Annotated in this window: 20 protein-coding genes and 3 tRNA genes; 13 read left to right on the top strand and 10 right to left on the bottom strand. The window is 68.8% G+C overall.

Annotated features, from left to right (window positions below; translation table 11 throughout):
* Positions 1-157: 157 nt before the first annotated feature.
* Entirely contained in the window at positions 158-5,419 is a 5,262-nt protein-coding gene (locus AUL32_RS11210; RefSeq protein WP_062114853.1) for a DUF4011 domain-containing protein, read from the top strand.
* A gap of 6 nt (positions 5,420-5,425) precedes the next feature.
* On the opposite strand, the gene AUL32_RS11205 is transcribed toward AUL32_RS11210, so the two are convergent.
* Positions 5,426-6,331 carry a LysR family transcriptional regulator gene (locus AUL32_RS11205; RefSeq protein ID WP_062114850.1) on the bottom strand — a complete coding sequence of 302 codons (906 nt, stop codon included), beginning with the start codon at positions 6,329-6,331 and terminating at the stop codon, positions 5,426-5,428.
* A 262-nt stretch (positions 6,332-6,593) separates the two neighbouring features.
* Here AUL32_RS11205 and AUL32_RS11200 point away from each other — a divergent pair, with 262 nt between their 5' ends.
* The 3 genes from AUL32_RS11200 (at position 6,594) to AUL32_RS11190 (ending at position 8,303) form a co-directional block, all read left to right on the top strand.
* Positions 6,594-7,850 carry an MFS transporter gene (locus AUL32_RS11200; RefSeq protein WP_062114847.1) on the top strand — a complete coding sequence of 419 codons (1,257 nt, stop codon included), beginning with the start codon at positions 6,594-6,596 and terminating at the stop codon, positions 7,848-7,850.
* Between the two features lie 255 nt (positions 7,851-8,105).
* Positions 8,106-8,182 (top strand) — tRNA-Met (locus tag AUL32_RS11195).
* Positions 8,183-8,226: 44 nt separating this feature from the next.
* Positions 8,227-8,303: transfer RNA gene (locus AUL32_RS11190), tRNA-Met, on the top strand.
* 405 nt (positions 8,304-8,708) lie between these two features.
* Here the strand turns inward: AUL32_RS11190 and AUL32_RS11185 are convergent.
* A tRNA-Gly gene (locus tag AUL32_RS11185) sits at positions 8,709-8,783 on the bottom strand.
* 338 nt (positions 8,784-9,121) lie between these two features.
* Here AUL32_RS11185 and AUL32_RS11180 point away from each other — a divergent pair.
* The 3 genes from AUL32_RS11180 to AUL32_RS11170 all read left to right on the top strand — a co-directional run bounded on the left by AUL32_RS11180 (position 9,122) and on the right by AUL32_RS11170 (position 12,137).
* Positions 9,122-9,718, top strand: a complete 597-nt coding sequence (locus AUL32_RS11180; protein WP_082659552.1) for a prolyl-tRNA synthetase associated domain-containing protein — start codon at positions 9,122-9,124, stop codon at positions 9,716-9,718.
* Positions 9,715-10,725 (top strand): thioredoxin, encoded by a 1,011-nt coding sequence (trxA, locus tag AUL32_RS11175; RefSeq protein WP_156421433.1) that lies wholly within the window; start codon positions 9,715-9,717, stop codon positions 10,723-10,725. Before AUL32_RS11180 ends, trxA begins: the two co-directional genes overlap by 4 nt.
* An 806-nt stretch (positions 10,726-11,531) precedes the next feature.
* Positions 11,532-12,137: an NUDIX hydrolase gene (locus AUL32_RS11170; RefSeq protein WP_244497816.1), complete on the top strand. Its 606-nt coding sequence runs from the start codon at positions 11,532-11,534 to the stop codon at positions 12,135-12,137.
* A gap of 359 nt (positions 12,138-12,496) precedes the next feature.
* Here the strand turns inward: AUL32_RS11170 and AUL32_RS11165 are convergent, their stop codons facing one another.
* From AUL32_RS11165 to AUL32_RS11130, 8 genes are all read right to left on the bottom strand, one after another.
* Positions 12,497-13,360 (bottom strand): tellurite resistance TerB family protein, encoded by an 864-nt coding sequence (locus tag AUL32_RS11165; RefSeq protein ID WP_062114844.1) that lies wholly within the window; start codon positions 13,358-13,360, stop codon positions 12,497-12,499.
* Between the two features lie 82 nt (positions 13,361-13,442).
* A complete protein-coding gene (locus AUL32_RS11160) occupies positions 13,443-14,099 on the bottom strand; it encodes a septation protein A (protein ID WP_062114841.1) in 657 nt (218 codons plus the stop codon).
* A gap of 48 nt (positions 14,100-14,147) precedes the next feature.
* Positions 14,148-15,866 (bottom strand): signal recognition particle-docking protein FtsY, encoded by a 1,719-nt coding sequence (gene ftsY, locus AUL32_RS25985; RefSeq protein WP_244497831.1) that lies wholly within the window; start codon positions 15,864-15,866, stop codon positions 14,148-14,150.
* A 26-nt stretch (positions 15,867-15,892) separates the two neighbouring features.
* Positions 15,893-16,171 carry a hypothetical protein gene (locus AUL32_RS11150; protein WP_061973051.1) on the bottom strand — a complete coding sequence of 93 codons (279 nt, stop codon included), beginning with the start codon at positions 16,169-16,171 and terminating at the stop codon, positions 15,893-15,895.
* Positions 16,172-16,193: 22 nt separating this feature from the next.
* Positions 16,194-17,537, bottom strand: coding sequence for a tRNA (N(6)-L-threonylcarbamoyladenosine(37)-C(2))-methylthiotransferase MtaB (mtaB, locus tag AUL32_RS11145; protein ID WP_062114839.1), 1,344 nt, complete (start codon positions 17,535-17,537; stop codon positions 16,194-16,196).
* Entirely contained in the window at positions 17,534-18,424 is an 891-nt protein-coding gene (dapF, locus tag AUL32_RS11140; protein ID WP_062114836.1) for a diaminopimelate epimerase, read from the bottom strand. Before dapF ends, mtaB begins: the two co-directional genes overlap by 4 nt.
* A 123-nt stretch (positions 18,425-18,547) precedes the next feature.
* A complete protein-coding gene (locus AUL32_RS11135; RefSeq protein WP_062114833.1) occupies positions 18,548-18,922 on the bottom strand; it encodes a VOC family protein in 375 nt (124 codons plus the stop codon).
* A 94-nt stretch (positions 18,923-19,016) separates the two neighbouring features.
* Positions 19,017-19,778 (bottom strand): sulfite exporter TauE/SafE family protein, encoded by a 762-nt coding sequence (locus AUL32_RS11130; RefSeq protein ID WP_061973045.1) that lies wholly within the window; start codon positions 19,776-19,778, stop codon positions 19,017-19,019.
* A 401-nt stretch (positions 19,779-20,179) separates the two neighbouring features.
* On the opposite strand from AUL32_RS11130, the gene rplS reads away from it, so the two are divergent.
* From rplS to leuC, 6 genes are all read left to right on the top strand, one after another.
* Positions 20,180-20,638, top strand: coding sequence for a 50S ribosomal protein L19 (gene rplS, locus AUL32_RS11125; protein WP_061973043.1), 459 nt, complete (start codon positions 20,180-20,182; stop codon positions 20,636-20,638).
* An 83-nt stretch (positions 20,639-20,721) separates the two neighbouring features.
* Positions 20,722-21,540 carry a class I SAM-dependent methyltransferase gene (locus AUL32_RS11120; RefSeq protein WP_062114831.1) on the top strand — a complete coding sequence of 273 codons (819 nt, stop codon included), beginning with the start codon at positions 20,722-20,724 and terminating at the stop codon, positions 21,538-21,540.
* 171 nt (positions 21,541-21,711) lie between these two features.
* Positions 21,712-22,770: a bile acid:sodium symporter family protein gene (locus tag AUL32_RS11115; protein WP_062114828.1), complete on the top strand. Its 1,059-nt coding sequence runs from the start codon at positions 21,712-21,714 to the stop codon at positions 22,768-22,770.
* Between the two features lie 123 nt (positions 22,771-22,893).
* Positions 22,894-23,697, top strand: coding sequence for a transporter substrate-binding domain-containing protein (locus AUL32_RS11110; protein WP_062114825.1), 804 nt, complete (start codon positions 22,894-22,896; stop codon positions 23,695-23,697).
* Entirely contained in the window at positions 23,694-24,515 is an 822-nt protein-coding gene (locus AUL32_RS11105) for an amino acid ABC transporter permease (RefSeq protein WP_062114822.1), read from the top strand. The genes AUL32_RS11110 and AUL32_RS11105 overlap by 4 nt, the downstream gene beginning before the upstream one ends.
* A 474-nt stretch (positions 24,516-24,989) precedes the next feature.
* Entirely contained in the window at positions 24,990-26,405 is a 1,416-nt protein-coding gene (leuC, locus tag AUL32_RS11100) for a 3-isopropylmalate dehydratase large subunit (protein ID WP_062114820.1), read from the top strand.
* The last annotated feature ends 37 nt before the right edge of the window (positions 26,406-26,442 follow it).

Below are 26,442 nucleotides of genomic sequence, written 5' to 3'. Positions count from 1 at the left end.
ACTGAACTTTGCCGGCTTATCCCATTATCCGCATACTCTCCCTCAAGCGGATAGACGTCACGCTCGCTCGACCCGCGTCCCGGCTTAGCCGCACGAGACTGTCCCTGCCTGCCGTCAGCCTTTAGGATGGCTTGCTGGTGAATCGGGAGAGTGACGCATGACGGATCGCGCGGATGGTTTCGAGGCGGAGGACACGAAGGCGCCTGAAATCGTCGCGGACCTGCGAGCCAGCCTGACCTATGCCTCGTTCCAGAACGCGGTGCCGGTGCTGGCGAGCCTCGCTCTCTCCAACCCCGGCCCGGAGCCGCTCGCCGGCCTGCGGCTCGAGCTCGATTCCGTGCCGCCCTTCCTGCGGGCGAAGCGCTGGGTGGTGGATCGGCTGGGGCCGGGTGAGACGCTGGCGCTGAGCGATCGGCGCGTCGAGCTCGACGCCGCCTATCTCGCGGGGCTGAACGAGGCCGAGCGCGGCGAGGCGCGGTTTCGCCTCCTGCGCGGCGAGGCGGTCCTGGCCGAGGCGGTCCATCCCGTCCGGCTTCTGGCGCGAGACGAATGGGGCGGGGCCGGCGACATGGCGCAGCTTCTGCCGGCCTTCGTCATGCCGAACGACCCGGCGATCGCGCCCATCCTGCGCGCGGCGGCCGAAACGCTCATAGCGCACGGCCATTCCGGCGCGATGGACGGGTATCAGAGCGGCGACCCGCGCCGGGCCTATATGCTGGCCGCCGCGCTCTATACCAGCGTCGCCGGCCTGGGCCTCCATTATGCCGAGCCGCCGGCCAGCTTCGAACGGCAGGGGCAGAAGATCCGCCGGCCCGCCAGCATCGCGCGCGACGGGCTCGCCACCTGCCTCGACACGAGCCTGCTTCTTGCAGCCGCGCTGGAGGCGGCGGGGCTGAACGCCGTGGCGCTGCTGCTTCAGGGCCATGCGGCGACGGGCGTCTGGCTGACACCACGCACCCTGCCGCGCGCGGTGGAAACCGATGTCGTGGACCTTCGCAAGGCGCTTGCCGCGCGTGAGCTTCTCGTGTTCGAGACGACCGGCGTCACCTTCCGCCCGGCCATGGGCTTCGAGCAGGCCTGCCGCGAGGGCGCGGCGCTGCTGGCCGACGAGGCGCGGCGCCCCTTCGTCTGCGCGGTGGACATGGCCCGCGCCCGCAGCGGCGGCATCCAGCCCCTGGCCTCGCACGAGCCCGCCGCGCCGGGGGACGCCGCTTCGGACAGCGAGGTCGCCGCGCCTGCCCTGCCGGCCCTGCCGGATTTCGGCGCCGTTCCCACTGAGGTGGCGGAGGAGAAGCCGAACACGCCGGGTGGGCGGATCGACCGTTGGCAGCGCAAGCTGCTCGACCTCTCCTTGCGCAACAAGCTCCTGAACTTCAGTCAGACCGCCTCCACGGTCGCCTTCCTTTGCCCCAACGTGGCGGCGCTGGAGGATCGGCTGGCCGGCGGGCAGGCCATGCGCCTCGTTTCCATCCCCGAGCAGAATCCTCTGGGCGAGCGCGACGCGGCGCTGTTTCGCGAAACGCGCGGGGAGGACTTGCAGGCGCGCTTTGCCGCCGACGCGCTGGAGCGCGGCGAACTCGCCTCGCCCTTCGATCCCAAGTCGCTGGAGTCGAGGCTGACGGCGCTCTACCGCCAGTCCCGCAGCGATTTGGCCGAGGGCGGCACCAACACGCTTTACATGGCGGTCGGCTTCCTGCGCTGGAAGAAGAAGGCCGACGACGAGCGCATTTATCGCGCGCCGCTTCTCCTTTTGCCGGCAAAGCTGGAGCGGCGCAGCGCTTCCTCGCCCTTCCGCCTCGCTCACCACGAGGACGAGATCCGTTTCAATGCCACGCTGCTGCAATTCCTGGAGCGGGATTTCGGCCTGAGCGTGCCCTCGCTTGCCGGCGAACTGCCAGGCGATGAGACGGGGATCGACGTTGCCGAGGTTCTGCGCCGGATGCGACAGGCGGTGCGCGACGTGCCGGGCTTCGAGGTGGTGGACGAGGCGGCGCTCGCCACCTTCTCCTTCGCCAAATATCTGATGTGGAAGGACCTGACCGAGCGCACCGACGCGCTGCGCCAGAACCGTCTGGTGCGCCATCTCATCGACACGCCGGAACAGGCCTTCGCCGACACGGTGCCCTTTCGCGAGGCGCGAGAGATCGACCGGACCTATGCCCAGGCCGAGATCGTGACGCCCCTGCCGGCCGACTCCTCGCAGATCGTGGCGACGCTCGCCGCCGCCGAGGGCAAGGATTTCGTGGTGGTCGGCCCGCCCGGTACCGGCAAGAGCCAGACCATCGCCAACATGATCGCCCAATGTCTTGCGCATCGGCGCACGGTTCTCTTCGTGGCCGAGAAGACCGCCGCGCTCGACGTCGTCTATCGCCGCCTGCGCGAGCATGGCTTGGGCGAGCACTGCCTGGAACTGCACTCCTCCAAGGCCGACCGGCGCCATTTCCTCGCCCAGCTTCGCAATGCCTGGGAAAGCGGCGCGGCCCGCAGCCCGGACTGGGTGGACCTGAACGGCCGGCTGCAACTGCGCCGCGACACGCTGAACAGCTATGCCGAGGCCCTGCATGGCGCCGGCCGCTGCGGTCTGACGCCTTATCGCGCCATGGGCCTGACGCTGCGCGGCGCGGAAACCCACGCGCCCGCGCTCGGCTGGCCGCACAAGGACGTGCACGATGCCGTCCACTACGCCGCGCTGGAAGAGCTGGCCGGCGGACTCGGCCGCACGGTCGCCGCCGTCGAGCTCCGCCCCTGTCTTGCGCTGGTGGATGTCGACGAATGGACCTCCGCCTGGGCCGAACGGCTCCTGGCCGAGGCGCGCCTGTCGCGCCAGGCGCTGGACGCCCTGCTCGCGGCCGCCAGCGCCTTGCGCGGCCGCGTCGGTCTGACGCCCAGCGCGCCAGAGCAGGTCGAAGAGGTCAGGCGCTTGGCGGCGCTGGCCGCCGCGCTCCAGCCGGGGGACGGTTCGCTCGCCTTCGACCCCGGCTTTGCCGGCTTGCGCGAGAGCTTCGGCGCGCTGGAGGCGACGGTCTCGGCCTTCCGCACGGAGGAAGGGCGCCTGTCCGCCAGCTACGAGCGGGAGGAGTTGCGCCGCGTGCCGGTGGAGGATCTCGACCGGCGGCTGCGCGAAGCGGGCGCGAGCTTCTGGCCTTTCTCCTGGTTCAAGCGGCGCGGCGTCGCGCGGCTTCTGGGAACCTATGCCCGCGCGGGCGCCCCGACGCCGGAAACCGATCTGCCCGTTCTGCGCCGGCTCCAGGCCCTCGCCGTACAAGCGGAGGCGAGCCCGCTCGCCGGGCGTCTTCCCGGCTTTGCCGGCATCGAGAGCGATCTCGCGCAGCTCTCCGCCCGCTTCGTCGCGGCCGACCGGCTGCGCGCCGCCGTGCTTCGCCTCGGCGAGCCGAAGGGCGAAACGGAGGTAATCCTTTCCGCGCTTCTGCCGGTGCTGGGCACGCTGACCGAGGCGAGCCCCTTGATCGAGGCTGCCCGCGCGCTGGAGGCGGCGGAGGCCCGGTGGCGGGAGGCCGAGCAGGCGTGGCGCGAGGCGAGTGGCGGCGTGCCGCTCGTGCCTCCCAAAGGCTCGACGCTCGCCGATCTCGCCGCGCTGCTCGGTGAGTTGGAGGCAAGCCGGGGTCTCCTGCGCGACTGGACCTCTTGGTGCGCCATCCGCCGCCGCGCGCTGGCCGAGGGGCTGGCGCCGCTGGTGGCCGATCTCGAAAGCGGCGCGGTCGTGCCCGAGGCGGCTGGCGCCGCCTTCGCGCTCGCCTATGCCCGCTGGTGGCTGCCGCTGGCGATCGACGCCGATCCTCGCCTTCGCGATTTCCGCCGCTTCCAGCACGAGCACGCGATCGACGATTTCCGCGCGCTGGACGATCTCGTGCGCAAGGCCGCTTCGGCGCGCATTCGCGAGGCGCTGACCCATGGCCTACCGGAGCCGCAGTCGGTGCCGCGCAAGTCCGAGCTCGGCCTCCTGCGCCATCAGATGGAGCTGAAGCGGCCGAGCCGATCGATCCGCGAGATGATCGGCGCCATGCCCGAAAGCTTCGCGCGGCTGGCGCCTTGCGTTCTCATGTCGCCTCTGTCGATCGCGCAATACCTGCCGCCCGATCAGGCGCTGTTCGACGTCGTGATTTTCGACGAGGCCTCGCAGATCACCACCTGGGACGCGGTCGGCGCCGTGGCGCGCGGGCGCCAGACCATTATCGTGGGCGATCCCAAGCAGCTGCCGCCGACCAACTTCTTCGGCCGCGCCGAAACGGAGGAGGACGCGCCCGACTTCGAGCGGGACCTGGAAAGCATCCTCGACGAGGCCAAGGCGTCCGGCCTGCCGGTGCACGACCTGCGCTGGCACTACCGCTCGCGCCACGAATCGCTGATCGCCTTTTCGAACCATCATTACTACGACAACCGGCTCATCACCTTCCCCTCGCCGGTGACGGAGGACCACGCCGTTTCATTGCGCCACCTGCCCGACGCCGTCTACGACCGGGGCAAGAGCCGCACCAACCGGGACGAGGCGCGCGCCATCGCGGCCGAGGTCGCAGGCCGCCTTCGCGCCGCGCTGGCGCTGCCGGAGGACAAGCGCCCGACGCTCGGCGTCATCACCTTCAACAGCCAGCAGCAAGGGCTGATCCAGGACCTTCTGGACGAGGCGCGGCGGGACGACCCGTCGCTCGAATGGTTCTTCGAGGACGAGCGGCTTGAGCCGGTCTTCGTCAAGAACCTCGAAAACGTCCAAGGCGACGAGCGCGACGTCATTCTCTTCTCCATGACCTTCGGCAAGGACGCCGCTGGCAAGCTCGCCATGGATTTCGGCGCGCTGAACCGCGAGGGCGGCGAGCGACGGCTGAACGTGGCGGTAACGCGCGCTCGCGCCGAGCTGCGCATCTTCTCCTCGATCAAGGCCGAGTCGATCGACCTGTCGCGCAGCAAGGCGCTCGGCGTGCGCCATCTCAAGACGTTCCTCGACTATGCCGACCGGGGCGCCGTGGCGCTGCCGGCGGTGGAGGAAGGCTCGCTCGGCGGCGTGGAATCGCCCTTCGAGGCGGCAGTGGCCGAGGCGCTTACGAGGCGCGGCTGGATCGTCGTGCCGCAGGTCGGCGTCTCCGGCTTCCGTGTCGATCTCGCCATTCGGCATCCCGACCATGCCGGCGCGTTTCTGGCCGGCGTCGAATGTGACGGGGCGACCTATCACCGATCGGCCACGGCGCGCGACCGCGACAAGGTGCGCGAGCAGGTGCTTCTGGGTCTCGGCTGGCGCATCCTGCGCGTCTGGTCCACCGACTGGTGGTTCGATCCGCTCGGCGCCACCGTGCGGCTCGATCAGGCGCTGAAAGGCCTGGTGGCCGAAAGCCGGGCGCGCGCCGAGGCGGAGGCGGAGCGCGCAAGGGTGCTGGCCGGGGAGGGGGCGCCCGCCGCCGCCTCCTGACCGCCGTCAGCTCTCGGCGGCGTCCCGCGTCATCGCGCGGGCCGTGTCGGCGAAGTTGACGGCGAGCCTAGCCGGGCGCAGCCGGCGATAGGCGACGGCGAGTTCCACCTGGGGCGCGGGCGCGCGAAGGTCGCGGTAGCGCACGCCCGCGATGCCCAGTTGGCGCAACGCATCGGGCACAAGCGAGAAACCCAGCTCGGCCGAAACGAGGCTCAGCACGGAGGCGATCTGCGGGCCGGACTGGCCGAGGGCGGGCTCGAAACCCGCCGCGCGGCAGGCCTCGACCGCCGCGTCGTGCAGGCTGGTGCCGACGCGGCGGGGCGTCAGGAGAAGGGGCTCGTTCCGTAGCGCCAGAAGATCGAGCGGCCCGGTCCCGTCCGCCGCCGGGTGCGCGGCGGGAAGTGCGGCGACCAGCCGCTCGCGCACCAGCGCAAAGGCCTGGATCGGCGAGTCCGGCGACAGGGCCGGGCGAAGGATCGCCGCGTCCAGCCGCCCGTCCTCCAGCCCGCCCAGCAGCACGGCGGAATTGGCCTCCTCCAGCCGCAGGTCGGCGTCGGGAAACCGCCGGCGGAAGGCGCGAATGCTGGCGCTCAGCACGGGATGGAGCACCGAGCTGCCGGTGAAGCCGAGCCGCAGCGTGCCCGTTTCGCCCCGCTCGGCCCGGCGCGCCGCCTCGGCCGCCTCCAGCGCGCGCTCCGGCAAGGGTCGCACCTTGTCCAGAAAGGCGCGGCCGGCTTCCGTCAGCTCCGCCCCATGCGGCACGCGGTGGAACAGGCGCGCGCCGATCTCCCGCTCCAGATCCTTGATTTGAAGGCTGAGCGGCGGCTGGCCGATGCCGAGCCGCGCGGCGGCGCGGGTGAAATTCCCTTCCTCGGCGACCGCGAGGAAATAGCGGATGTGGCGAAGCTCCATGCCATATGCATAGGCTATCACGATTGCCATTTCCATATATTGGACGCATGGGGCTGGGCGGGACTATATCCCCGGCATCAGGAGCGCCTGACGGACCTTGCACGGAGTGAGGGCTGCGTGATCACCGCCCGCGAACGGGGCGCGAAGCCAGGGGATGCGAGGGCGCATCGCTTTAAACTTCGCAGCCGACGCGGCGACGAGACCACGCGGCCAGCCAAGCTCGCGAGATCGCGTTCGGTGCTCCCAGCCGAGGTTTCCCGTCATGAGCCGTTCCCTTGCCGCCAGCAGCGCGTCCGCCCTTCTTCCGCCTCTGCCACCAGCCGCGTCCGGCTTTATCCGACACGGCACGCGCGAGCACCAGCGGGCGGGCGTCGCGCTGTTCCTGCTCGGCTTTGCCAGCTTCTCGCTGATCTACTGCGTCCAGCCGCTTCTGCCGGCCTTCGCGGCGAGCTTCCATGTCAGCCCGGCGGAAAGCTCGCTCGCCCTGTCGCTGACCACGGGGTGCCTTGCCGTCTCCATTCTCCTGGCGGGCGCGTTTTCGCAGGCGCTCGGCCGGCGCGGGCTGATGTTCGCCTCCATGGCCGGGGCCTCCGTCCTCAATCTCGCGGCGGCGCTGAGCCCCGGCTGGCACGGGCTTCTGGCGGCGCGGGCTCTGGAGGGCTTCGTGCTGGGCGGCGTGCCGGCGGTCGCCATGGCCTGGCTGGCGGAGGAGATCGAACCCGCCCACCTCGGCCGCACGATGGGCCTTTATGTCGGCGGCACCGCCTTCGGCGCCATGGTCGGGCGGGTCGGGCTCGGCGTCGCCACGGAGTTCGTGTCCTGGCGTCTCGGCATGGGGCTGCTCGGCGCGCTGTGCCTTGTCGCCGCGCTCGGCTTTCTCGTGCTCCTGCCGCCCTCGCGCCATTTCGAGGCGCGGCGCGGCTTCGACGCTCGCTTTCATCTGCGCACCTGGGGCCGGCATCTCCGCAATCCCGCGCTTCTCAGCCTTTATGCCGTGGGCTTCCTGCTCACCAGCATCTTCGTCACGCTGTTCAACTACTCCACCTTCCGCCTCACCGGCGCGCCCTATGGGCTGGGGCAGACGCAGGTCAGCCTCATCTTCCTCGCCTATGGCTTCGGCATCGTCTCCTCCTCGCTGGCCGGGCGCCTGTCCGACCGGTTCGGGCGCCGGCCGCTGCTTCTCGTCGGCTTTCTCCTGATGCTCGCCGGCATCCTTCTGACGCTGCTGAGCTCGCTCATCGCCATCGGTCTCGGCATCGCCCTCGTCACGACCGGCTTCTTCATCGGCCATTCCGTCGCCAGCGGTTCGGTCGGGGCGCTGGCGCACGGGGCCAAGGGGCACGCGACCTCGCTCTATCTCCTGATCTACTATCTCGGCGCCAGCGTCACAGGCGCGCTGGGCGGCTGGGTCTGGCAGGAGGGCGGCTGGCCGGCCATCGGGGCGATGACTAGCGGCTTCGCCCTGGCCGGCCTCCTGTTGTCGCAGACGCTTCCCGCCCAGCCCAAGCCGCAAGGCTGACGTTTGCTTATCGACAACGGCGAAGGGCGAGCGTGCCTATGGCCGCCCCTCTCAAGGCCAGCGGAAACGCCGCCCGCTAGCCTTTTCCCCGTTTCGCGATATGCTCGCGCCCAGTCAGGACGTACCAGGCTCGCAAAACACCTGTTTGGCGAGGCGAGATCGGTTTTTTCACAAAAGCGACATGCGGCTCTTTCCAAAGCCGAGAAAGACGGCTATATCGCCAATCACCGACGGCGACACGCCGACGGGACATGGCGCGGGGTGGAGCAGCCCGGTAGCTCGTCAGGCTCATAACCTGAAGGTCGCAAGTTCAAATCTTGCCCCCGCAACCATAGACGGACGACGAATAACCGGCAGCTTCGGCTGGCGGACATGGCGCGGGGTGGAGCAGCCCGGTAGCTCGTCAGGCTCATAACCTGAAGGTCGCAAGTTCAAATCTTGCCCCCGCAACCATTAGATTCGGTCGACTCCACCGGACACCTTTCCCGAGACGAACTTTTTTGAGACGCTGGTCAACCCGAAGTCTTCGGCGCTGGCTTGCTCGGAACGACATTCATGTCGCAGTCACTTTCCTGAAGGACTGTGCGTGAACCGGCGCATGGCGAGTTTTGGCGGTAATCTTTGCTTAAGCGCGGCACCCGAGGAAATCGATGTCAACATGAGCGTCTGAGCTTCCGCTCGACATGGCGGTTTGCTGGCGTTTCGTCGCGTCTTTGCGAAGTCACGACGCTTGGGAAGAGCTGTCGCCGCGAACGTTCGGGATTGGGTGCCCGGTGAAGCGTCCGCTGCGGCTTCGAGCTAGACAAACGCGATCCGCGCTCGTACGCGGCAATTCAACTTGATGGGTTTCGGAGATATTGGAGCGGGCGATGGGATTCGAACCCACGACCCCAACCTTGGCAAGGTTGTGCTCTACCACTGAGCTACGCCCGCCCGCTCTCCTGTCCGCCTCGGCGCCGTGGCCGCTGCGGATGGACGGCTTATGGACCAAGGGGGTCGATTTGGCAACAGAAAAAACGCACAAGCGTCGCAAAGGGCGAAAGGAATCGGAGGAACAAAGACTTGGCGCGTAGGGGTGTCGCGGGCGCTCGGTGACGGGCGTGGGAGAAGCGATTCTATCCGGGGCGAGCCGTCTTCTCCGGCGCCGGCTTTGGGGCCTCTTCCCGAGCGGCGCGCGCGCCGACGGGTCGCATCAGGCCTCGCGCCGCTTGACGCGGCGGGAGTGCCGGTGGCACGAGCGATGCGTGGGACGAGCGGCAGGGAGAGACTCCATGGTCGGGCAGGCTGACGGCGAATCCGGCGCTTCGGGCGCGGCGCTCTCTCGGGACGACGAAGCGCTTCGCGCGCTGGCGCCCGCGCTGGCCGAGCGCCTCGCGTCGCTCGGCATCCCGACCCGGACCCTCCAGCACGAGCCGGTCTTCACCGTGGACGAGTCGCAGGACCTGCACCGCGCCATTCTCGGCGCCCACACCAAGAACCTGTTCCTGAAGGACAAGAAGAGCCGGCTCTTCCTCGTGGTCGCCGAGCACAGCACGGCGGTCGATCTCAAGGGCCTGCACACGCGCATCGGCGCGCAGGGGCGCCTGTCCTTCGGCTCGCCCGAGCAGATGCGCGAGAGGCTCGGCGTCGAGCCCGGCTCTGTCACCGCCTTCGGCATCGTCAACGACGGGGAAGGCGCGGTGACGCTCGTTCTTGATGAGCGGCTGCTCCAGCACGATATCCTCAACTGCCATCCCCTGACGAACCGCGGGACGACCTCGATCGCGCGGGATCATCTCCTGGCCCTGTTCGCTTCGGTGCGGCACGACCCTCTCGTCGTGCGGCTCGAGGCCGACACGGCCGAACTTGCGAGCGGACAGACCTCATGAGCGACAATCCCTACGCTTCGAGCCTTTCGGGCTTCGGCCGGCAGACCGTGGCCCCCGGCGGCGCCCAGCGGGGCGCCCAGGCAAGCCCGCAGGCCGGCGCGCCCGCGCCCGGCGGCGCGGCGGGCGGCGAGCTCGTCAAGGACACGACCACGGCCAACTTCTCCGCCGACGTCATTCGCGAATCGCGCAACCAGCCCGTTCTGGTGGATTTCTGGGCGCCCTGGTGCGGCCCCTGCAAGCAGCTGACCCCTGTTATCGAGCGCGTGGTGCGCGCCGCGAACGGCCGTGTGAAGCTCGTGAAGATGAACATCGACGAGCATCCCTCGATCGCCGGCCAGCTCGGCGTCCAGTCCATTCCCGCCGTCTTCGCCTTCGTCGACGGCCAGCCGGTGGACGGCTTCATGGGCGCGCTGCCCGAGAGCGAGGTGAAGGCCTTCATCGATCGCTTGGTGAAGATGGGCGGCGGCGGCGCGGGCGGCGATCCGCTGGAGGAGGCGATCGCGCAGGCCACCGAGCTCCTGGCGGCGGGCGAGGCGGCGGGGGCGGCGCAGCTCTTCTCCGCCGTGCTCCAGCATGATCCCGAAAATGCCAAGGCGGGCGCGGGCCTTGCCGAGTGTTTCCTCGCCGCTGGCCAAAGCGACCGGGCGCAGGCGGTGATCGACCAGATGCCGCCCGAGGCGCTGAACGATCCGGCCTTCGCCACCGTGAAGACCAAGCTGAAGCTCGCCGAGGAACTGGCGGGGCTGGGCGACGCCGCCGAACTCCAGGCCCGGCTGGAGGGCAACCCGGACGACCATCAGGCGCGCTTCGACCTCGCTCTGATCGCGCAGGCCAAGGGCCAGCGGGACGTGGCCGCCGGTCATCTCCTGGAGATCGTCAAGCGGGACCGGACCTTCGCGGACGACGGCGCCCGGCGCAAGCTCCTGGAATTCTTCGACGCCTGGGGGCCCACCGACCCCGCGACCAAGGAAGGCCGCCGAGGCCTGTCCTCGCTTCTGTTCCGCTAAGGTCGCAGAAGGCCAGGCGGTTGGAGCATTCGGCGGCGGGGAGCCCGAAAGGGCGTCTTCGCCGTTCGGAGTCCGAGCGTGATTGGTGGATATCGGTGCAGGTCGGTAATCATCGATGCCGATGGGCGGAGCCTTACCCGTACACCCGCGCGATGAAGCCACGGAGGAACGCGACTGGGTTTTCCCTTTGTGACGGGCGCGTGAGCGCGTGGGATCGGCTCAGCTACGCTTTCCAGCGGGCTCCGTTGCTTAGGTCTTTGGGACTCTGGGCGCGGCGGACATGGACGGCGTAAGGGTCGGCCAAGTGGCTCGTCGCTGGGCTCCCTGCACCAGATCGGCCGGGAACCGTACAGCCCCGCCTACAGCGCCGCTGCTGGATAACTCACAGGTCGTTTCGGTTCCGTTCCGTTTCTGCTCTCCGACTGTCGGCTGCTGACTCGCAACCGCTATCGTGGGAGAAAGCTCGCCACGCAGAGGACAAGCAAGGTCTGACCAATCGATCGTGGAATGCGTGATCTCTCGGAACTCGGGACAAGCTCCTCGGAATCGACTGGCCGGAACTTCTTCCAAGCTCCTGTCTCTGCGAAGGCGTGATTCGGCGTCTTGGTATCGATCGCGCGTCGCTCCTCGCGGGCAATGAAATCTTCAACCCGGTTCGCTCTAGCACGTGTTGCGTGGACCTCTAACAAAGCTGGAGGACTGCCTTCTCTCTACCGGGGACCACGTTCGCATCACACCGCTTCTGGCCGGCGGCTGGAAGCCTGGAGGATAAAACGCTTCGGCCATGCGCACCTCCTCACCCGCCCATGGCCGAACGGCTCGCGGCCTCCATTTCCTTTCGGATGACCGATCTCGCGCCTTCCTTCTCGCTCCGCACGCCCGAAGACGATTCGCTGCCGCGCCGCGTCTGCGACCATTGCGGGTTCGTCGCCTATGAAAATCCGAAGATCGTGGTGGGATCGGTGGTGCGGTTCGAGGACCGCATTCTCCTGTGCCGACGCGCGATCGAGCCGGGGCGGGGGCGGTGGACCATTCCGGCCGGCTATCTCGAACTGAACGAGACGCCCGATGCCGGCGCCCGGCGCGAGGCGTTCGAAGAGGCCGGCGCGCGTATCGCCATCTCGCGCCTGCTCGCGGTCTATTCCGTTCCGCGCATCAGCCAGGTGCAGCTGATCTATCGCGCGCGGCTCGTCGATCCCGCCTTGGCGGCGGGGCCGGAAAGCCTGGAACTCAAGCTCGTTCGCCCCGAGGACATTCCCTGGGACGAGTTGGCCTTTCCCTCCGTCCACTGGGCTCTGCGCCACGATGCCGAGGCGGAAGCCGGCGCGCCGCCCGTGCCCTTCGGCAATCCGGACGGCGAGACGGGCGAGCGCATGCCGGATGGGCGGGCGGTCGGCGACGAGTCGCTTTAGAGCCGCCGCAGGACCTCGCGGGATCAGTCGGCCAGTCTTCTCGCTGGGGACTTTATCGCGAATGTCGGGCTCAGGCGCGGAGCATCATGACAGCCCCGCCTCGTTACCGAACAGAATCCCTTTGGTCATCCCCTCGGAGGATGCGCCAGGCGATCTGAGTTGTCCTGTTTCACGTGAAACTTTCGTTAAGAGGTTGGGGCGCCGACAGGGGCTGCTTGGCGAGATGCATCGGCCCAAACGGGTAGTTTATCCCCTCGCATCCGACGCCAAAAATGCAGCGTCGCAAATCCTGGGGCGAAATGCCCCAAGCGGCTGACCGCCCGGGGCTTGATGTCGAATGTCGTGCTGCCTGCCGGTGCTCAGGCGCTGGCGTCTTCGGCCGTCCGCCGGATTTCAGCGACGAGTTCGGCGGGGAGATTGAGCCGGGCGGCCAGAAGGTCGAGATAGGCGCGCTCGGCCGGAAGGTCGGGGTCGATCGCGAGCAGCGAGGCCGTGTAGACCTCGACCGCCGCCTCCTGCGACGGGGCGCGGCGCACGAGTTCGTCCACCGAGAGCGGCTGGTGGATTTCCTGCATGAGCAGACGCTTCTCCTCGGCGTCCAGATCGAGATCTTCCAGCCGGCCGAAGATGCGGCGTTCTTCCTCGGCGTCGATCGTGCCGTCGGCCTTGGCCGCCGCGATCATGGCGGAGAGCAGAAGCTGGGCGCGGTCCTGCGCTTCCGAGCCGGTCGGATGGAAGCTGGGATTGCTGGTCTCTGGAATCTCGCCGGGCGCGATGGGGCGGATCGGCCCGGGCTGGCCGGCGGCGAGGCTCGCCTGGTTCTGCGCCTGCCAGTTCGTGTAGGCCTTGTAGCCGAGGCCCGCGATCAGGGCGAGACCGCCGAGCTTCACGGCCGAGCCGCCGAAACTCTTCTTGCCTTTGCCGCCGCCGCGTCGCAGCAGCTGCGAGACGAGGCCGCCGGCCAGCGCGCCGCCGATCGCCTTGCCGGCGAAGCCGCCCCTGCCCCGGCCGCCCGAAAGCACGCTGGCGGCGAGATCGCCGATGCCGCCGCCCGAGCGCGCGCCCGTGCCTCCGAGCGCGCCGGAGAGGAGCTTGCCGAGCCCGTCCTGCAAGGTTTCGCCCGTGGAGGCGCGGCCCGTGCCGCCGGTGGGAAAAGCTCCGCCGCCCTGCGCGGCGCGCCCGGTGCCGAGAAACTGGTCGAGAAGCTTCTGTGCGTCGATCATGCCGCGTGTCTCCAAATGGGCCTGGAGCCTCCATTTGGGACGGGGCAGGGGCCGGGCCAACCACTGGCGGCCCGGCGCGCGATCACGGTTTCTTGTCGAAGAGCGGTTCGGTGGCGTGGCGCTTCAGAAGCGGAAACTGCAGGAGCATGAAGACCATGGTGATGGGCATCGTGCCCCAGACCTTGAACGCGACCCAGAAATCGGTCGAGAACAAGCGCCAGACCACCTCGTTGAGAATGGCGAGGAAGACGAAGAACAGGCCCCAGCGCAGCGTCAGCTTGCGCCAGCCCTCGTCGTCCAGCTTGAAGGCCTGGTCGAAGACGTAGCCGAGCAGCGACTTGCCGAAGAACAGGCCGCCGAGCAGCACGGCGGCGAACAGCGCGTTGACGATGGTCGGCTTCATCTTGATGAAGACCTCGTCCTGCAGCCAAAGCGTCAGCGAGCCGAAGACCAGCACCACCGCGCCCGACACGATGGGCATGATCGGCAGGGTGCGCACCATGATCCAGGAGACGAGAAGCGCGATCAGCGTCGCCGCCATGAACAGGGCGGTGGCGACGAAGAGCGGGCCGCCGAGTTCGCCAAGCGCAGGAAAGGCGCGCACGATCGCCTCGCCCCGATTGTTGGCGAAGAAGAAGACGACGAGCGGCCCGAGTTCGAGCGCGAACTTGACGAGCGGGTTCATCTCGCGCCGCCCCGGCGTGTTCGGGGCTTTTTCGAGGATGGGATCGGAGGACATCGAGCGGTTCCCTTTCGGGGATGGTGTCGGGCGGCGAGGCGGCGAAATTCAGGCGGTGCCGGCGCGCCCGGCAATGGCGTCGGCGAAGTCGCGCGCCTTGAAGGGCTCGAGATCGTCCACCCCTTCGCCGACGCCGACGAAGAAGACCGGCAGCTTGTGCTTGGCCGCGATGGCGACGAGGATGCCGCCGCGCGCCGTGCCGTCGAGCTTGGTCATGACGAGGCCGTTGACGCCCGCCACGTTGCGGAAGATCTCGACCTGGTTCAGCGCGTTCTGCCCGGTCGTGGCGTCCAGCGTCTGGAGCACGGTGTGCGGCGCGTCGGGGTCGCGCTTCTGGAGGACGCGCACGATCTTGGCGAGCTCGTCCATCAGCTCGGTCCGATTCTGCAACCGGCCCGCCGTGTCGATGATGAGCACGTCCGAACCGTTGGCGACCGCCTCGTCATAGGCCTCGAAGGCAAGGCCCGCCGCGTCCGCGCCGATCGGCTTGGAGACGACGGTGGAGCCGGTGCGCTCGCCCCAGATCTTGAGCTGTTCCACCGCCGCCGCGCGGAACGTGTCGCCCGCGCCGAGCGTCACGGTCAGCCCGCCGCGCGTGAGCTTGGCCGCGAGCTTGCCGATCGTCGTGGTCTTGCCCGTGCCGTTGACGCCGACCACGAGAATGACATGCGGCTTCACCTCGAGGTCGAGTTCCAGCGGTTTGGCGACGGGGGCGAGCGCGCGCTCCACCTCGTCGGCCAGGATCTGGCGCACGGCTTCGCCGGAGATTTCCTTGCCGAAGCGCCCATCCGACAGGCGGTCGGTGATGCGCATCGCGGTCTCGACGCCGAGATCGGCCTGGATCAGGACGTCCTCGAACTCTTGCAGCGTCTGCTCGTCCAGCCGGCGCTTGGTGAAAAGCGCGGTGATCTGGCCGGAAAGCTGCGAGGAGGAGCGGGCGAGGCCTTCGCGCAGCCGCTGGAAGAAGGGCTTGCGAGATTCTTGGGGGGCGCCGAGATCGGGGCCGCGTTCGCGCAGCGCCCAGCCTTCGCCATCGGTCGCCTGGCGCGCGGGCGAGAGCGGCGAAGCGGCGATGCCGCCCAGCGCGCCGACGCTTGGGTCTACGGCGACATCGGCGCGATCCGGCGCGTCGGAACCGCCAGCGGACGCGGCGGCCGTGTCTTCCGGCTCCTCGGGCGGCAGCGGGGCGTCGAGCCAGGCGAACTCGTCGTGCGTTTCCTCACTGTCGATCTCGGAAAGGGGCGCGGTCTCGGAAAGGGGCAGAGTTTCGGCGGGCGGCAGGGCCTCGATCGGCGCCAGCGGATCGACGGGCGGCTGCACCTCGGCCATCGTGCCGCCGTCTCCGGAGAGGATCGCCGCCTCGGCCGGGTCCAGCGCGGCGGGCGCGACCTCGGCTTCGGCATCGTCCGGTGTGTCGCGGTCGCCTTCGAGCCAGGAGAAGTCGGCCTCCGGCTCGGCGGCCGGCGGGCGGGCCTCGTCGAGGAAGGCGAGCGACTCGCTCGGCGCGTCCGGGGCGTCGACGACGTGGTAAGAGACGGGGGCGGGTGACTCGATGGCGGCATGCGCGGGAGCCGGCTCGGGCTCCGCCGTGCGGATGGTCGGAGGTTCGAAGGCGACGGAAGCAGCGGGCGCGACCGGCTCGACCGGAGGCTGCGACGGCTCGAACGCGCGCGCTTCAGTGTCTGCCGGAACCTCAAACGTTGGTTTCTCGATCAGGCGAGCAGGCGCCTCAGCGTGATCGGCGGGCGAGAAGGGGCCGGCCTCGATGGGGGCCGGACCCTCTTCCCGGTCAGTTACGGAGTTTTTTTTTCAGCCGCGACGCCGGAGGCGTCGTCATCGCGGCTGACCAGCGGCGTGATGCCGCCGCCCGCCGGCTCGGCGGCGGAGGCGCCGGCTTCGGCATCCGTGTCGGTGGAGGCGGCGGCGGGCTGATGAATCTCGGGCGCCGTCGCGTCCGGCCGTGCGGCGGTCGTGTCCTGCGTGCGGGCGAGGCCGCCCTCATGCTGGGTGCGATCCTCCTCCTTCGCTCCGAAGGAGAAGAGACGACGGAAAAAACCCTTGTTCTCGGCCATGATGCTTAGAGTCCGATCGATGTCAGGCCGCCGCGCGGGCGGCCGAGGAGGGGACGGCGAGCAGGCGCTCGCCCGTCTCGCCTGTAATGGTAGCGTCCACGACCTCGCCGGGGAGGCCGCTGTGCAGTTCGGTCACGGTGAAGTCTTCCGTGCGGCCCAGTCCCTCGCGCTCGATCAGCACCCGCGCCGGGCGTCCGACCGAGCGCTGGAGGTGCCGGCGATAGGCCGCATCCCCCGCCGCGCGCAGCCGGGCGGCGCGCGCCTTGCCGACGGCTTTGGGCAGCTGGGGCATCCGCGCGGCGGGCGTTCCCTCTCGCGGCGAGAAGGGGAAGACGTGGAGATGGGTGAGGCCGCATTCCTCCACGAGCGCCAGCGTGTTCTCGAACATCGCGTCCGTCTCGGTCGGGAAGCCGGCGATGAGATCGGCGCCGAAGACCATGTCGGGCCGCGCTTGGCGCAGCTCGTGGCAGAAGCGGATGGAGTCTTCCCGCGAATGGCGGCGCTTCATGCGCTTCAGGATCATGTTGTCGCCGGCCTGCAGCGACAGGTGCAGATGCGGCATGACGCGCGGCTCGCAGGCGATCGCCTCCACCAGCGCCTCGTCGGCCTCCACCGAATCGATCGAGGACAGGCGCAGGCGCTGAAGGTCCGGCACATGACGGAGCAGGCTCTGGACCAGGGTGCCGAGGCGTGGGTTCCCCGGCAGGTCGGCGCCCCAGCTCGTCATGTCGACGCCCGACAGAACCACCTCGCCATAGCCGTTGCCGACGAGGCGCTTCACCTGCTCCACCGCCGCGCCCATGGGCACGGAGCGCGAATTGCCCCGGCCGAAGGGGATGATGCAGAAGGTGCAGCGATGGTCGCAGCCGTTCTGCACCTGGACGATGGCGCGGGCGCGTCCCTCGATCGCGTCCACCATGTGGCCCGCCGTCTCGCGCACGCTCATGATGTCGTTGACGCGGATCTTCTCCGCCGCCGCGACGCCGAAATCGGGCAGGGCGCGGTAGCTCTCGGCGCGAAGCTTTTCCTCGTTGCCTATCACGGCATCGACCTCCGCCATGGCGGCGAAGCTTGCCCCTTGCGTCTGCGCGGCGCAGCCGGTGACGACGATGCGCGCATTCGGATTGTCGCGCCGGGCGCGGCGCACGCTCTGGCGCGCCTGGCGCACGGCCTCGGCGGTGACGGCGCAGGTGTTGATGATGATGGCCGGCTGACCGTCCGCGCCGAGCCCCGCCGCGCCGGCCTCGCGCTTCATCACCTCCGCCTCGAACGTGTTGAGCCGGCAGCCGAAGGAAATGACCTCGATCCCGCCGCCCGTCTTTTCGGAGCTCATCTTTTCGGGGCTCGGCCCTTCGCCGTCGCTCATGGCATCACCTCGGCGGGTGCCTCGTCGCGGGCGAACGCGCCCGTCGCGGGGTCGAGCGTGCCGGACCATTCCCATTCCGCCGGGCCGGTCATCAGAACGTGGTCGTCGCTCCGCCACTCGATCCGGAGATCGCCGCCGGGCACGGTGACGGTGACGCTGCGGCCCGTGCGACCGGTGCGCGCGGCCGAGACGGCGGCCGCGCAGGCCGCCGAGCCGCAGGCGCGCGTCAACCCCGCGCCGCGCTCCCAGGTGCGGATGCGCAGGGATTCCGGGCCGGTCACCTGCGCGAGGGAGATGTTGGCGCGGTCGGGAAACAGCGGGTGGTGCTCCAAGATCGGCCCGAACCGATCAAGGGCAAAGGACCAGACATCGTCCTTGACCCAGAAGATTGCGTGCGGATTGCCCATGGAGGCGACGGAGGGCGAATGGAGGATCGGCGCGTCGATCGGCCCGATCTGCAATTCGATGGCCCGCGTGTCGGCGAACTCCTCCGAAAGCGGGATCGACTGCCAGTCGAAGCGCGGCTTGCCCATGTCGACGGTGAGCAGCCCGTCCTCGCGCTCGAAGGCTTCGAGCAGCCCCGCCTTGGTCTCGAACAGGAAGTCGCGCTGCCCGGTCTCTGCGCTGAGCGCCTGCACCACGCAGCGCGTGCCGTTGCCGCAGGCGCCCGCTTCCGTGCCGTCAGAGTTGAGGATGCGGACATAGGCGAAGGTGCCTGCGGACACGGGATCGTGGATCGCCATGATCTGATCGAAATGCGTTTCCGCCCGCGCGGCAAGCGCGCGCGCGGCTTCGGGCGTGATGCGCGCCGATTGCCCGCGCAGGTCCGCGACGAGGATCTCGTTGCCGAGACCGTTCATGCGGGCGAAGGGAATCGAATGGGCCATGGCGTCTTGGAACCGGAGCGGAGCGGCGTTTTTCGCCTATATGGCAAGAACGCCGGGCCAATGCTACCCGCCCCGGCCTCGCCGGGGCGGGCGGCCGGTTCCCCGCACGAACTCTCGCGCGCCTTACATCTCCTCGCCGAGTGCGTAGAGGCGCAGGCGATGCCCGTCGGGGTCGAGCGCCACGAAGGATCGGCCGAAGTCGAGATCGGTGGGCGGTAGGGCGATCTCGGCGCCCTTGTCCCGCCACTCGGCGTAGGCCGCGTCCACCGCTGCGCCGTCCGCCAGCTTGAAGCCGATCTCCGCCCCGCCCGGCGCGCTTTCGGGCGCGGGCTCGACGCCGCCCCGCTTCCACAGACCCAGCATGAGATCGGAGGTGAGCGGCAGAAGCGCGAAGGTTGGGCTGAGTTCCACCGGCGCGCGGCCGAGCAGGCGCTCGTAGAAGGCGGCGCTCGCGGCCGGATCGGCGACGTAGAGAAGGATGTTGGAGGCGGTAAGCATGGAAACGTTCCTCGTCGGTTTGACGAGGCAGGGTCTACGCCCCGCTGCTGTCAGTTTCTGTCAGCAGCGGGCATGCCGCGTCGCGCTCCGAGGCTCACGACGCGTTACGATGGAAGTAGTAGGCCGCGAGCGCGAGCCCGACGGCGATCACCACGCCGCGCACCACGCCCTGCGGCAGGCGGCGCGCCGCCCAGACGCCGCACCAGCCGCCCAGCGCAACGCCCGGCGCCATGAGAGCGGCATGCAGCCAGGCGACCACGCCGCCCGAAACGAACACGGCGATGGCGACCAGCGCGATCACCGTCGCCAGCATGTTCTTCAAGGCGTTCAGCCGGTGATAGTCGCCGCTCTCAGTGAGCCCGAGCGTCGCCAGCATCATGATGCCCATGCCCGCGCCGAAGAAGCCGCCATAGATCGCGGTGAAGAACTGGAGGAAGGGGCTGGCGAGGCTGCGGCCCTGCCGCGCGTCCTCCTGATGCGGCCTCCGTGGCGTCAGCCAGGGGCCGGCGGCAAACAGCGCGGTGGCCGCCACCAGCAGCCAGGGCACAAGGCTCTGGAACTGCGGATTGTCGAGCGAGAGGAGAATCAGCGCCCCGCCGAGCGAGCCGAGCACGGAGACGAGGGCGAGCACGAGCGCGCCGCGCCACATCCGCTTGATGTCGCTCCAATAGGCCAGCGTCGAGGTAACGTAGCCGGGGAACTGCACGATCGAGGACGTGGCATTGGCGGAGATCGGCGAAACGCCGCCTAGCGTCATGGCGCCGAAGGTCAGGAACGTGCCCCCGCCCGCCACGGCGTTGATCGCGCCCGCGAAGAAGCCGGACAGGAAAAGGAGAACGGCTTCGAGAAGGGACATGGCGCACGCGGAAAGGGGAGAGGAGGCGGGACAAGCGGTTTTTAGAGACTGTTTGACAACTCGGTCGGGTCGGTCCGCCAGTGCTTTTCCACCGCCGCTTCGTTGCCAATCCTCGCCGATGCCGCCAGCATCACTCAAGTTTGGCGCCTCGCGAGCGTCGAAAAATCACCCCACGGCCCTCCGCCGCCGAGTTGTCAAACAGTCTCTAAGCGAGAGCCCGATCGCGGGAAAGAGGGGGCACGGAGGCGCGCGCAGACCAAGTGGGGCGACAAAATGGTTCGGCCTACCTAGACAATAAGCCGTTTAGCGGCTATAGGCGCCTCGTTTTCCTCAGAAAAACTTGACCGTTTCAAACGGCCATGACCGGGCAACCGGCATGTAACGAAGATGAGGCCAATGCCATGAATATCATCGCTGAACTCGACGCCCAAGAAGCCGCCCGCATCGCCGCCATCCGCACGCTTCCGGCCTTCTCGCCGGGCGACACGCTGCGCGTCAACGTGCGCGTCACGGAAGGCACCCGCACCCGCGTGCAGGCCTATGAAGGCGTGTGCATCGCGCGTTCGGGCGCCGGCTTCCAAGAGAGCTTCACCGTCCGCAAGATCTCCTACGGCGAAGGCGTCGAGCGCGTTTTCCCGGTCTACTCGCCGCAGCTGGAGTCGGTCGAGGTCGTGCGCCGCGGTCGCGTGCGTCGCGCCAAGCTCTACTACCTGCGCGATCGTCGCGGCAAGTCGGCCCGTATCGTTGAGGCCACCAACGTGCGCGCCCGCAAGCTGAACGACGACGCCCGCGCGGTCGCCGCCGACGAGCGCGCCGCCAAGGAAGCCGCCAAGGTTGCGAAGAAGGCTTCTGCCGAGTAAGGCATCCTCGCTTTCGAAGTCTTTGCAAAGGGCGGCCTTCGAGCCGCCCTTTCGCGTTTTGGCCGATCCGAAGGAGACGCGTCATGGACGCCTATTTCGACGCCAATCTCGCCAACTGGAACGAGCGGGCGCGCCTGCACGCCAGCGACACGACCGGCTCCTACCGCATCGCCCAGGTCCTTGCCGGCGGCTCCTCGCTTCATGCGATCGAAGCCGAGGAGATCGGGGCGCTGGCCGGGCTCGATGTCGTGCATCTCCAGTGCCATATCGGGCTGGATACGCTGTCGCTGAAGCATCTGGGCGCGCGCTCCGTCACCGGGCTCGACTTCTCGCCGGACGCGTTAGAGGCCGCCCGCGCCTTCGCCGCCAAGGCGGGCACCAAGGCGCGCTTCGTGGAAGGCTCGCTTTACGACGCGCCGAACGCGCTTGGCGCGCAATACGACCTCGCCTTCGTCACCTGGGGCGCCATCAACTGGCTGCCCGACATCCGGGGCTGGGCCGAGGTCGTGGCCGCCGTGCTGCGCCCCGGCGGGCGGCTCTATCTTCTTGAAGGCCATCCGCTTCTCAACCAGTGCGAATGGCGCGACGGGCGCCCGGCGATCACTTACGACCACCGGACCCCGAAGGCGCAGCCGCTCGCCTTCGACGAGACGCAGACCTACACCGGCGACGCCCGGCCGCTGACGCAGACGCGAAACTACGAGTGGATCCACCCGATCGGCGACATCGTCACCGCGCTGATCCAGGCCGGGCTGCGGATCGACTTCCTGCATGAGCACGAGCGGATCGCCTGGCGCGCCTTTCCCGAGATGATCGAGGTGGGCGTCGATCTCTTCGTCCTGCCGCCCGGCCTGCCCCGCATGCCGCTCAGCTTCTCGATCGGCGCGACCAGGAGCGCCTGACAAGACATCCGGCCAATGGGGCGTCGAGACAGTTTCGTCTCGGCGAGGTTTACGTCGAACGAGGCCAGCCGACCCCCTGAAATCCGTCGGGCGCTCCAGTCGCCCTGACCCCATCGAGGCGGCCTCCAACAAGGGGCCGCCACACGCCGCGACCACAAGGATGCGCGTATCATGAGTTTCCGTTCCCGCCTTCGGCGCATTCCCGTCGACCGTTTCCTCCTTATGCTGATCGCCACCGTCGCGATCGCCGCCGTGCTGCCCGCGCGCGGCGAGGTGGCCGAGGCCTTCGACTGGATCACCTACGGCGCCATCGCGCTCCTGTTCTTTCTCTACGGCGCGCGCCTGTCGCCCCAGGCGGTCTGGGCCGGCCTTCTCCATTGGCGGCTGCAGGGCTTCGTCTTCCTCTCGACCTTCGCGCTATTTCCGCTGATCGGCCTACTCGTTGCGCCGCTGGCCGGCCGCGTCCTGCCGGCGGAGCTGGCGCTCGGCCTGTTCTACCTCACGCTGCTCCCGTCCACGGTGCAGTCCTCGATCGCCTTCACCTCGATCGCGGGGGGCAATGTGCCGGCGGCGCTGACCAGCGCCTCCGTGTCCAACATGCTAGGCGTCGTCGTCACGCCCGCGCTGGTTCTCCTGCTGGCCAGCGGCGGCGGGGCGGGCGCCTTTTCCTTCGATTCGATCGAGAAGATCGCGCTGCAGATCCTGGCGCCCTTCGTCGCCGGGCAGATCGCCCGGCCGCTGATCGGCGGCTGGCTCGCTCGCCACAAGCCGGTGACGGTGGTGGTGGATCGGGGCTCCATCCTGCTCGTGGTCTATGCCGCCTTCTCGGAGGGCGTGGTGGCCGGCGTCTGGTCGAGCCTCGGCTGGCAGCAGCTTCTGATCGTCGTCCTGTTCGACGTCGCGATCCTTGCCGTCGCCCTGTCGATCACGACGCTTCTGGCCCGCAAGCTCGGCTTCAACAAGCAGGACGAGATCGCCATCGTCTTCTGCGGCTCCAAGAAGAGCATGGCGACCGGCATTCCCATGGCCGGCATTCTCTTCGCGGGACACGCCATGGCGCTGGTGGTGCTGCCGCTCATGCTGTTCCACCAGATCCAGCTCTTCGCCTGCGCCGCGCTCGCCCAGCGCTATGCCCGCCAGACCCGCGCCGTCCCGCCCCCGAGCGTGGCGGAAGCGGCAGCCGAGGAGCGCGACAGCGTGGACCGGGCGGCCGCCACGACCAACCCCTGACGACGCCGGCCGGGGATCAGGCTTTCGCGAGCGCCGGGGAAATGGGAACGCCGCGTTCTTGGCAGACCCGCCCCCGGCATGAGAGCCTCGCCCGATCGCCCTCCCACGCGGAACCTCCCTTTCATGCTGCATCGCCGTTCCTTCTTTTCGCTTGCGCTCGCTCTCGCCGCCTCCGCCCCCGCCCTGGCGCAAGGTCCCGCCCTGCCGGACCTGAAAGGCCGCGAGCTCGTGGTGGTGACGGAGAACGCCTACCCGCCGTTGCAATATGTCGATCCGAAAAGCGGGCAGGCGATTGGCTGGGAATATGACGCGATGAACGACATCGCCCGGCGGCTGAACGCCAAGGTGCGATACGAGAACGCCTCCTGGGACGCGATGATCGAGGCCGTCGCCGCGCGCCAATACGACATCGGCATGACCGGCATTACCATTCGCGACGACCGCAAGCAGCGCGTCGACTTCTCCGATCCCTATCTGCGCTCGCAGATGGTCATGATCGTGCGCGCCAATGAGAGCCGCTTTGCCGACGCTGCCGGTTTCAAGGCGCTGGACAGCGGCCTCGTCGGCGCGCAGGTCGGCACCACGCCCTTCTTCACAGCCGTCTACGAGGTGCTGGACGGCAACGAGCAGAACCCGCGCATCAAGCTGTTCGAGACCTTCGGCGCGCAGGTCCAGGCGCTGCGCGCGGGCGATGTCGATCTCGTGCTGAGCGACATGGCCGGTGGCCAGGCCTCCGTCGCCGCATCCGGCGGGGCGCTGAAGATCGTCGGCCAGCCGCTCGGCAACGACGATTTCGGCTTCATCTTCGCCAAGGGCTCCGACCTCGTCGCCCCGGTCAACGCCGCCATCGCCGCCTTGAAGGGCGACGGCACGTTCGACCGCCTCACGCAGAAGTGGTTCGTGGACACCAAGCTCGGCCAGCCGTGAGCCGTCCCCTCCCGCCTCGGGGCCTGCTGGCGCGGCTCCGCGCCCCCGACTTTCCCTGGTGGCTGGTGGCGCTCGCCGGTCTCGGCCTCGGCGCCGGCGGCTGGATCGCCTCGCAAGCCGGGCTGCGGCAGACCATCGCCATTCTCGCGGGCGGCCTCGTCACCACGCTGGAGGTCACCGCGCTGGGTTTCGCCGGGGCGCTGGCGCTGGGCTTTCTCATCGCGCTGGCCGGGCGCGCCCGCTTGCGCTGGCTGCGCAACCTCGCCCGCCTCTATGTCGAGATCGTGCGCGGCGTACCCGTCTTGGTGCTCCTGTTCTGGATCGCCTTCGCCGGCGTTCCCGCCGCCGTCGCCGGCTGGAACGGGCTCACCGCGCCCCTGCGCGAGGCCGGCCTCCTGCCCGAGCTTCTGGTGCGCGACGTCTCGCTTCTCATGCGCGGCGTCCTCGCCCTCGTTGTCGCCTATTCCGCCTTTATCGCCGAAATCGTTCGCGCTGGCCTCGAATCCGTGCCCCCGGGCCAGCGGGAGGCCGCCTCCGCCCTCGGCCTGTCCCGCCTCCAGCGCCTTCGCCTCGTGGTCCTTCCCCAGGCCATCCGCACCGTCCTGCCGCCGCTGGGCAACGATCTGGTCTCCATGGTCAAGGACTCTTCGCTCGTCTCCGTGCTGGGCGTCGCCGACATCACCCAGATGGGCAAGGTCTACGCCTCCGGCTCCTTCCGCTTCTTCGAGACCTATTCCGTCACCGCCTTCCTCTACCTCCTCCTCACCGTCCCCCTGTCCCTCGCCGCTCGCGCCCTGGAGCGCCGGCTGAGGCGGTGAGGGCAGGGGCGCTGCCCCTGCACCCCGGCAGGGGAAATGATTTCCCCTGCACCCCTCGTTTCTCTTGGCATGTGTCCGAACCCCGGGAGGGCCAGCGGCCCTCCCGGGGTTCGGAAAAGGTCCCAAAAGAAAGGAAGGGTTCGGGAAGTCATTTCCGAGCGGGGCTCGGGGCGGCAGCCCCGCTCTGCGCTCACCGCCGCATCAGGCATTGCGCACGCGGGCGTGGGGGCGTATTTTGGAACGATGCGAAAGAGCGCGATATCCATGGGCCGTCTGCCGACCACGCTGGGATTCTCCCCGGTGGAGGATCGCGCGCGCATGCCCGGGCGCTTTTTCTACCGGCAGATTTCGGCCGTTCTGCTTACGCGCTGAAGCCGCGCGCCGTCGGCGGCGCCTCTGTTTTTCCACTTGTTCGATTCTATCCGGCGCGGCGGCCCTGTGAGGCCGAACCGCCTTTTGAAGACGCGAAAGCCCATGAGCCAGACCGCAAAACCCCGCACGCTCTACGACAAGATCTGGGACGACCACCTGATCTCGACCGACGAGAACGGCGGCAGCCTCCTCTATATCGACCGCCATCTCGTCCATGAGGTGACGAGCCCGCAGGCCTTCGAGGGTCTGCGCGTGGCCGGGCGCAAGGTGCGCCATCCCTCGCGCACGCTGGCGGTGGTGGACCACAACGTGCCGACCTACGACCGGCGCGGTGGCATTCACAACGAGGAAAGCCGCATTCAGGTCGAGACGCTGGCCAAGAACGCGGCCGAGTTCGGGGTCGAGTATTTCAACGAGATCGACAAGCGGCAGGGCATCGTCCACATCATCGGGCCGGAGCAGGGCTTCACCCTGCCGGGCATGACGATCGTCTGCGGCGACTCGCACACCTCGACCCACGGCGCCTTCGGAGCCCTGGCGCACGGCATCGGCACGTCGGAGGTCGAGCATGTGCTCGCCACGCAGACGCTGATCCAGCAGAAGGCCAAGAACATGCTCGTCCAGGTGGACGGGACCTTGCCCGCGGGCGTGACCGCCAAGGACATCATCCTCGCCATCATCGGCCAGATCGGCACGGCGGGCGGCACGGGCTACGTCATCGAATATGCCGGCGAGGCGATCCGAGCCCTGTCGATGGAAGGCCGGATGACGATCTGCAACATGTCGATCGAAGGCGGGGCTCGGGCGGGCCTGATCGCGGCCGACGAGACGACGTTCCGCTATATCGAGGGTCGTCCGCGCGCGCCGCAGGGTGCCGCCCTCGAGCAGGCGGTGGCCTATTGGAAGACGCTGCACACGGACGAGGGCGCCCATTTCGACAAGATCGTGCGGCTCGACGCGGCCAACCTGCCGCCGATCGTCTCCTGGGGCTCCTCGCCGGAGGATGTCGTGGCGGTGGACGGCGTGGTGCCGAACCCTGACGAGATCGAGGACGAGGCCAAGCGCGACACCAAGCGCCGCGCGCTCGACTATATGGGCCTCCAGCCCGGCACGCGGATGACCGACATCACGATCGACCGCGTCTTCATCGGCTCCTGCACCAATGGCCGCATCGAGGATCTGCGGGCGGTCGCCAAGGTCGTGGAAGGGCGCAAGGTGGCGGACGGCGTCTCGGCCATGATCGTGCCGGGCTCGGGGCTCGTGAAGATCCAGGCCGAGGAAGAGGGGCTGGACAAGGTGTTCCTGGAGGCCGGTTTCGACTGGCGCGAGCCGGGCTGCTCCATGTGCCTCGGCATGAACGAGGACCGGCTGAAGCCGCACGAGCGCTGCGCCTCGACCTCGAACCGCAATTTCGAGGGGCGCCAGGGCTTCAAGGGCCGCACCCATCTCGTCTCGCCGGCCATGGCGGCAGCCGCCGCCGTCACCGGACGCTTCGTCGATATTCGCGAGTGGAAGTAAGGCGAGCGCGGCGGGGCGAGGCTCTCGTCGCGACGCT

Source organism: Aureimonas sp. AU40, from assembly GCF_001463785.1.
GTDB lineage: Bacteria > Pseudomonadota > Alphaproteobacteria > Rhizobiales > Rhizobiaceae > Aureimonas.
The sequence above is the reverse complement of the archived record's forward strand: the minus strand, read 5'-3'. Positions and strand labels throughout refer to the sequence as shown.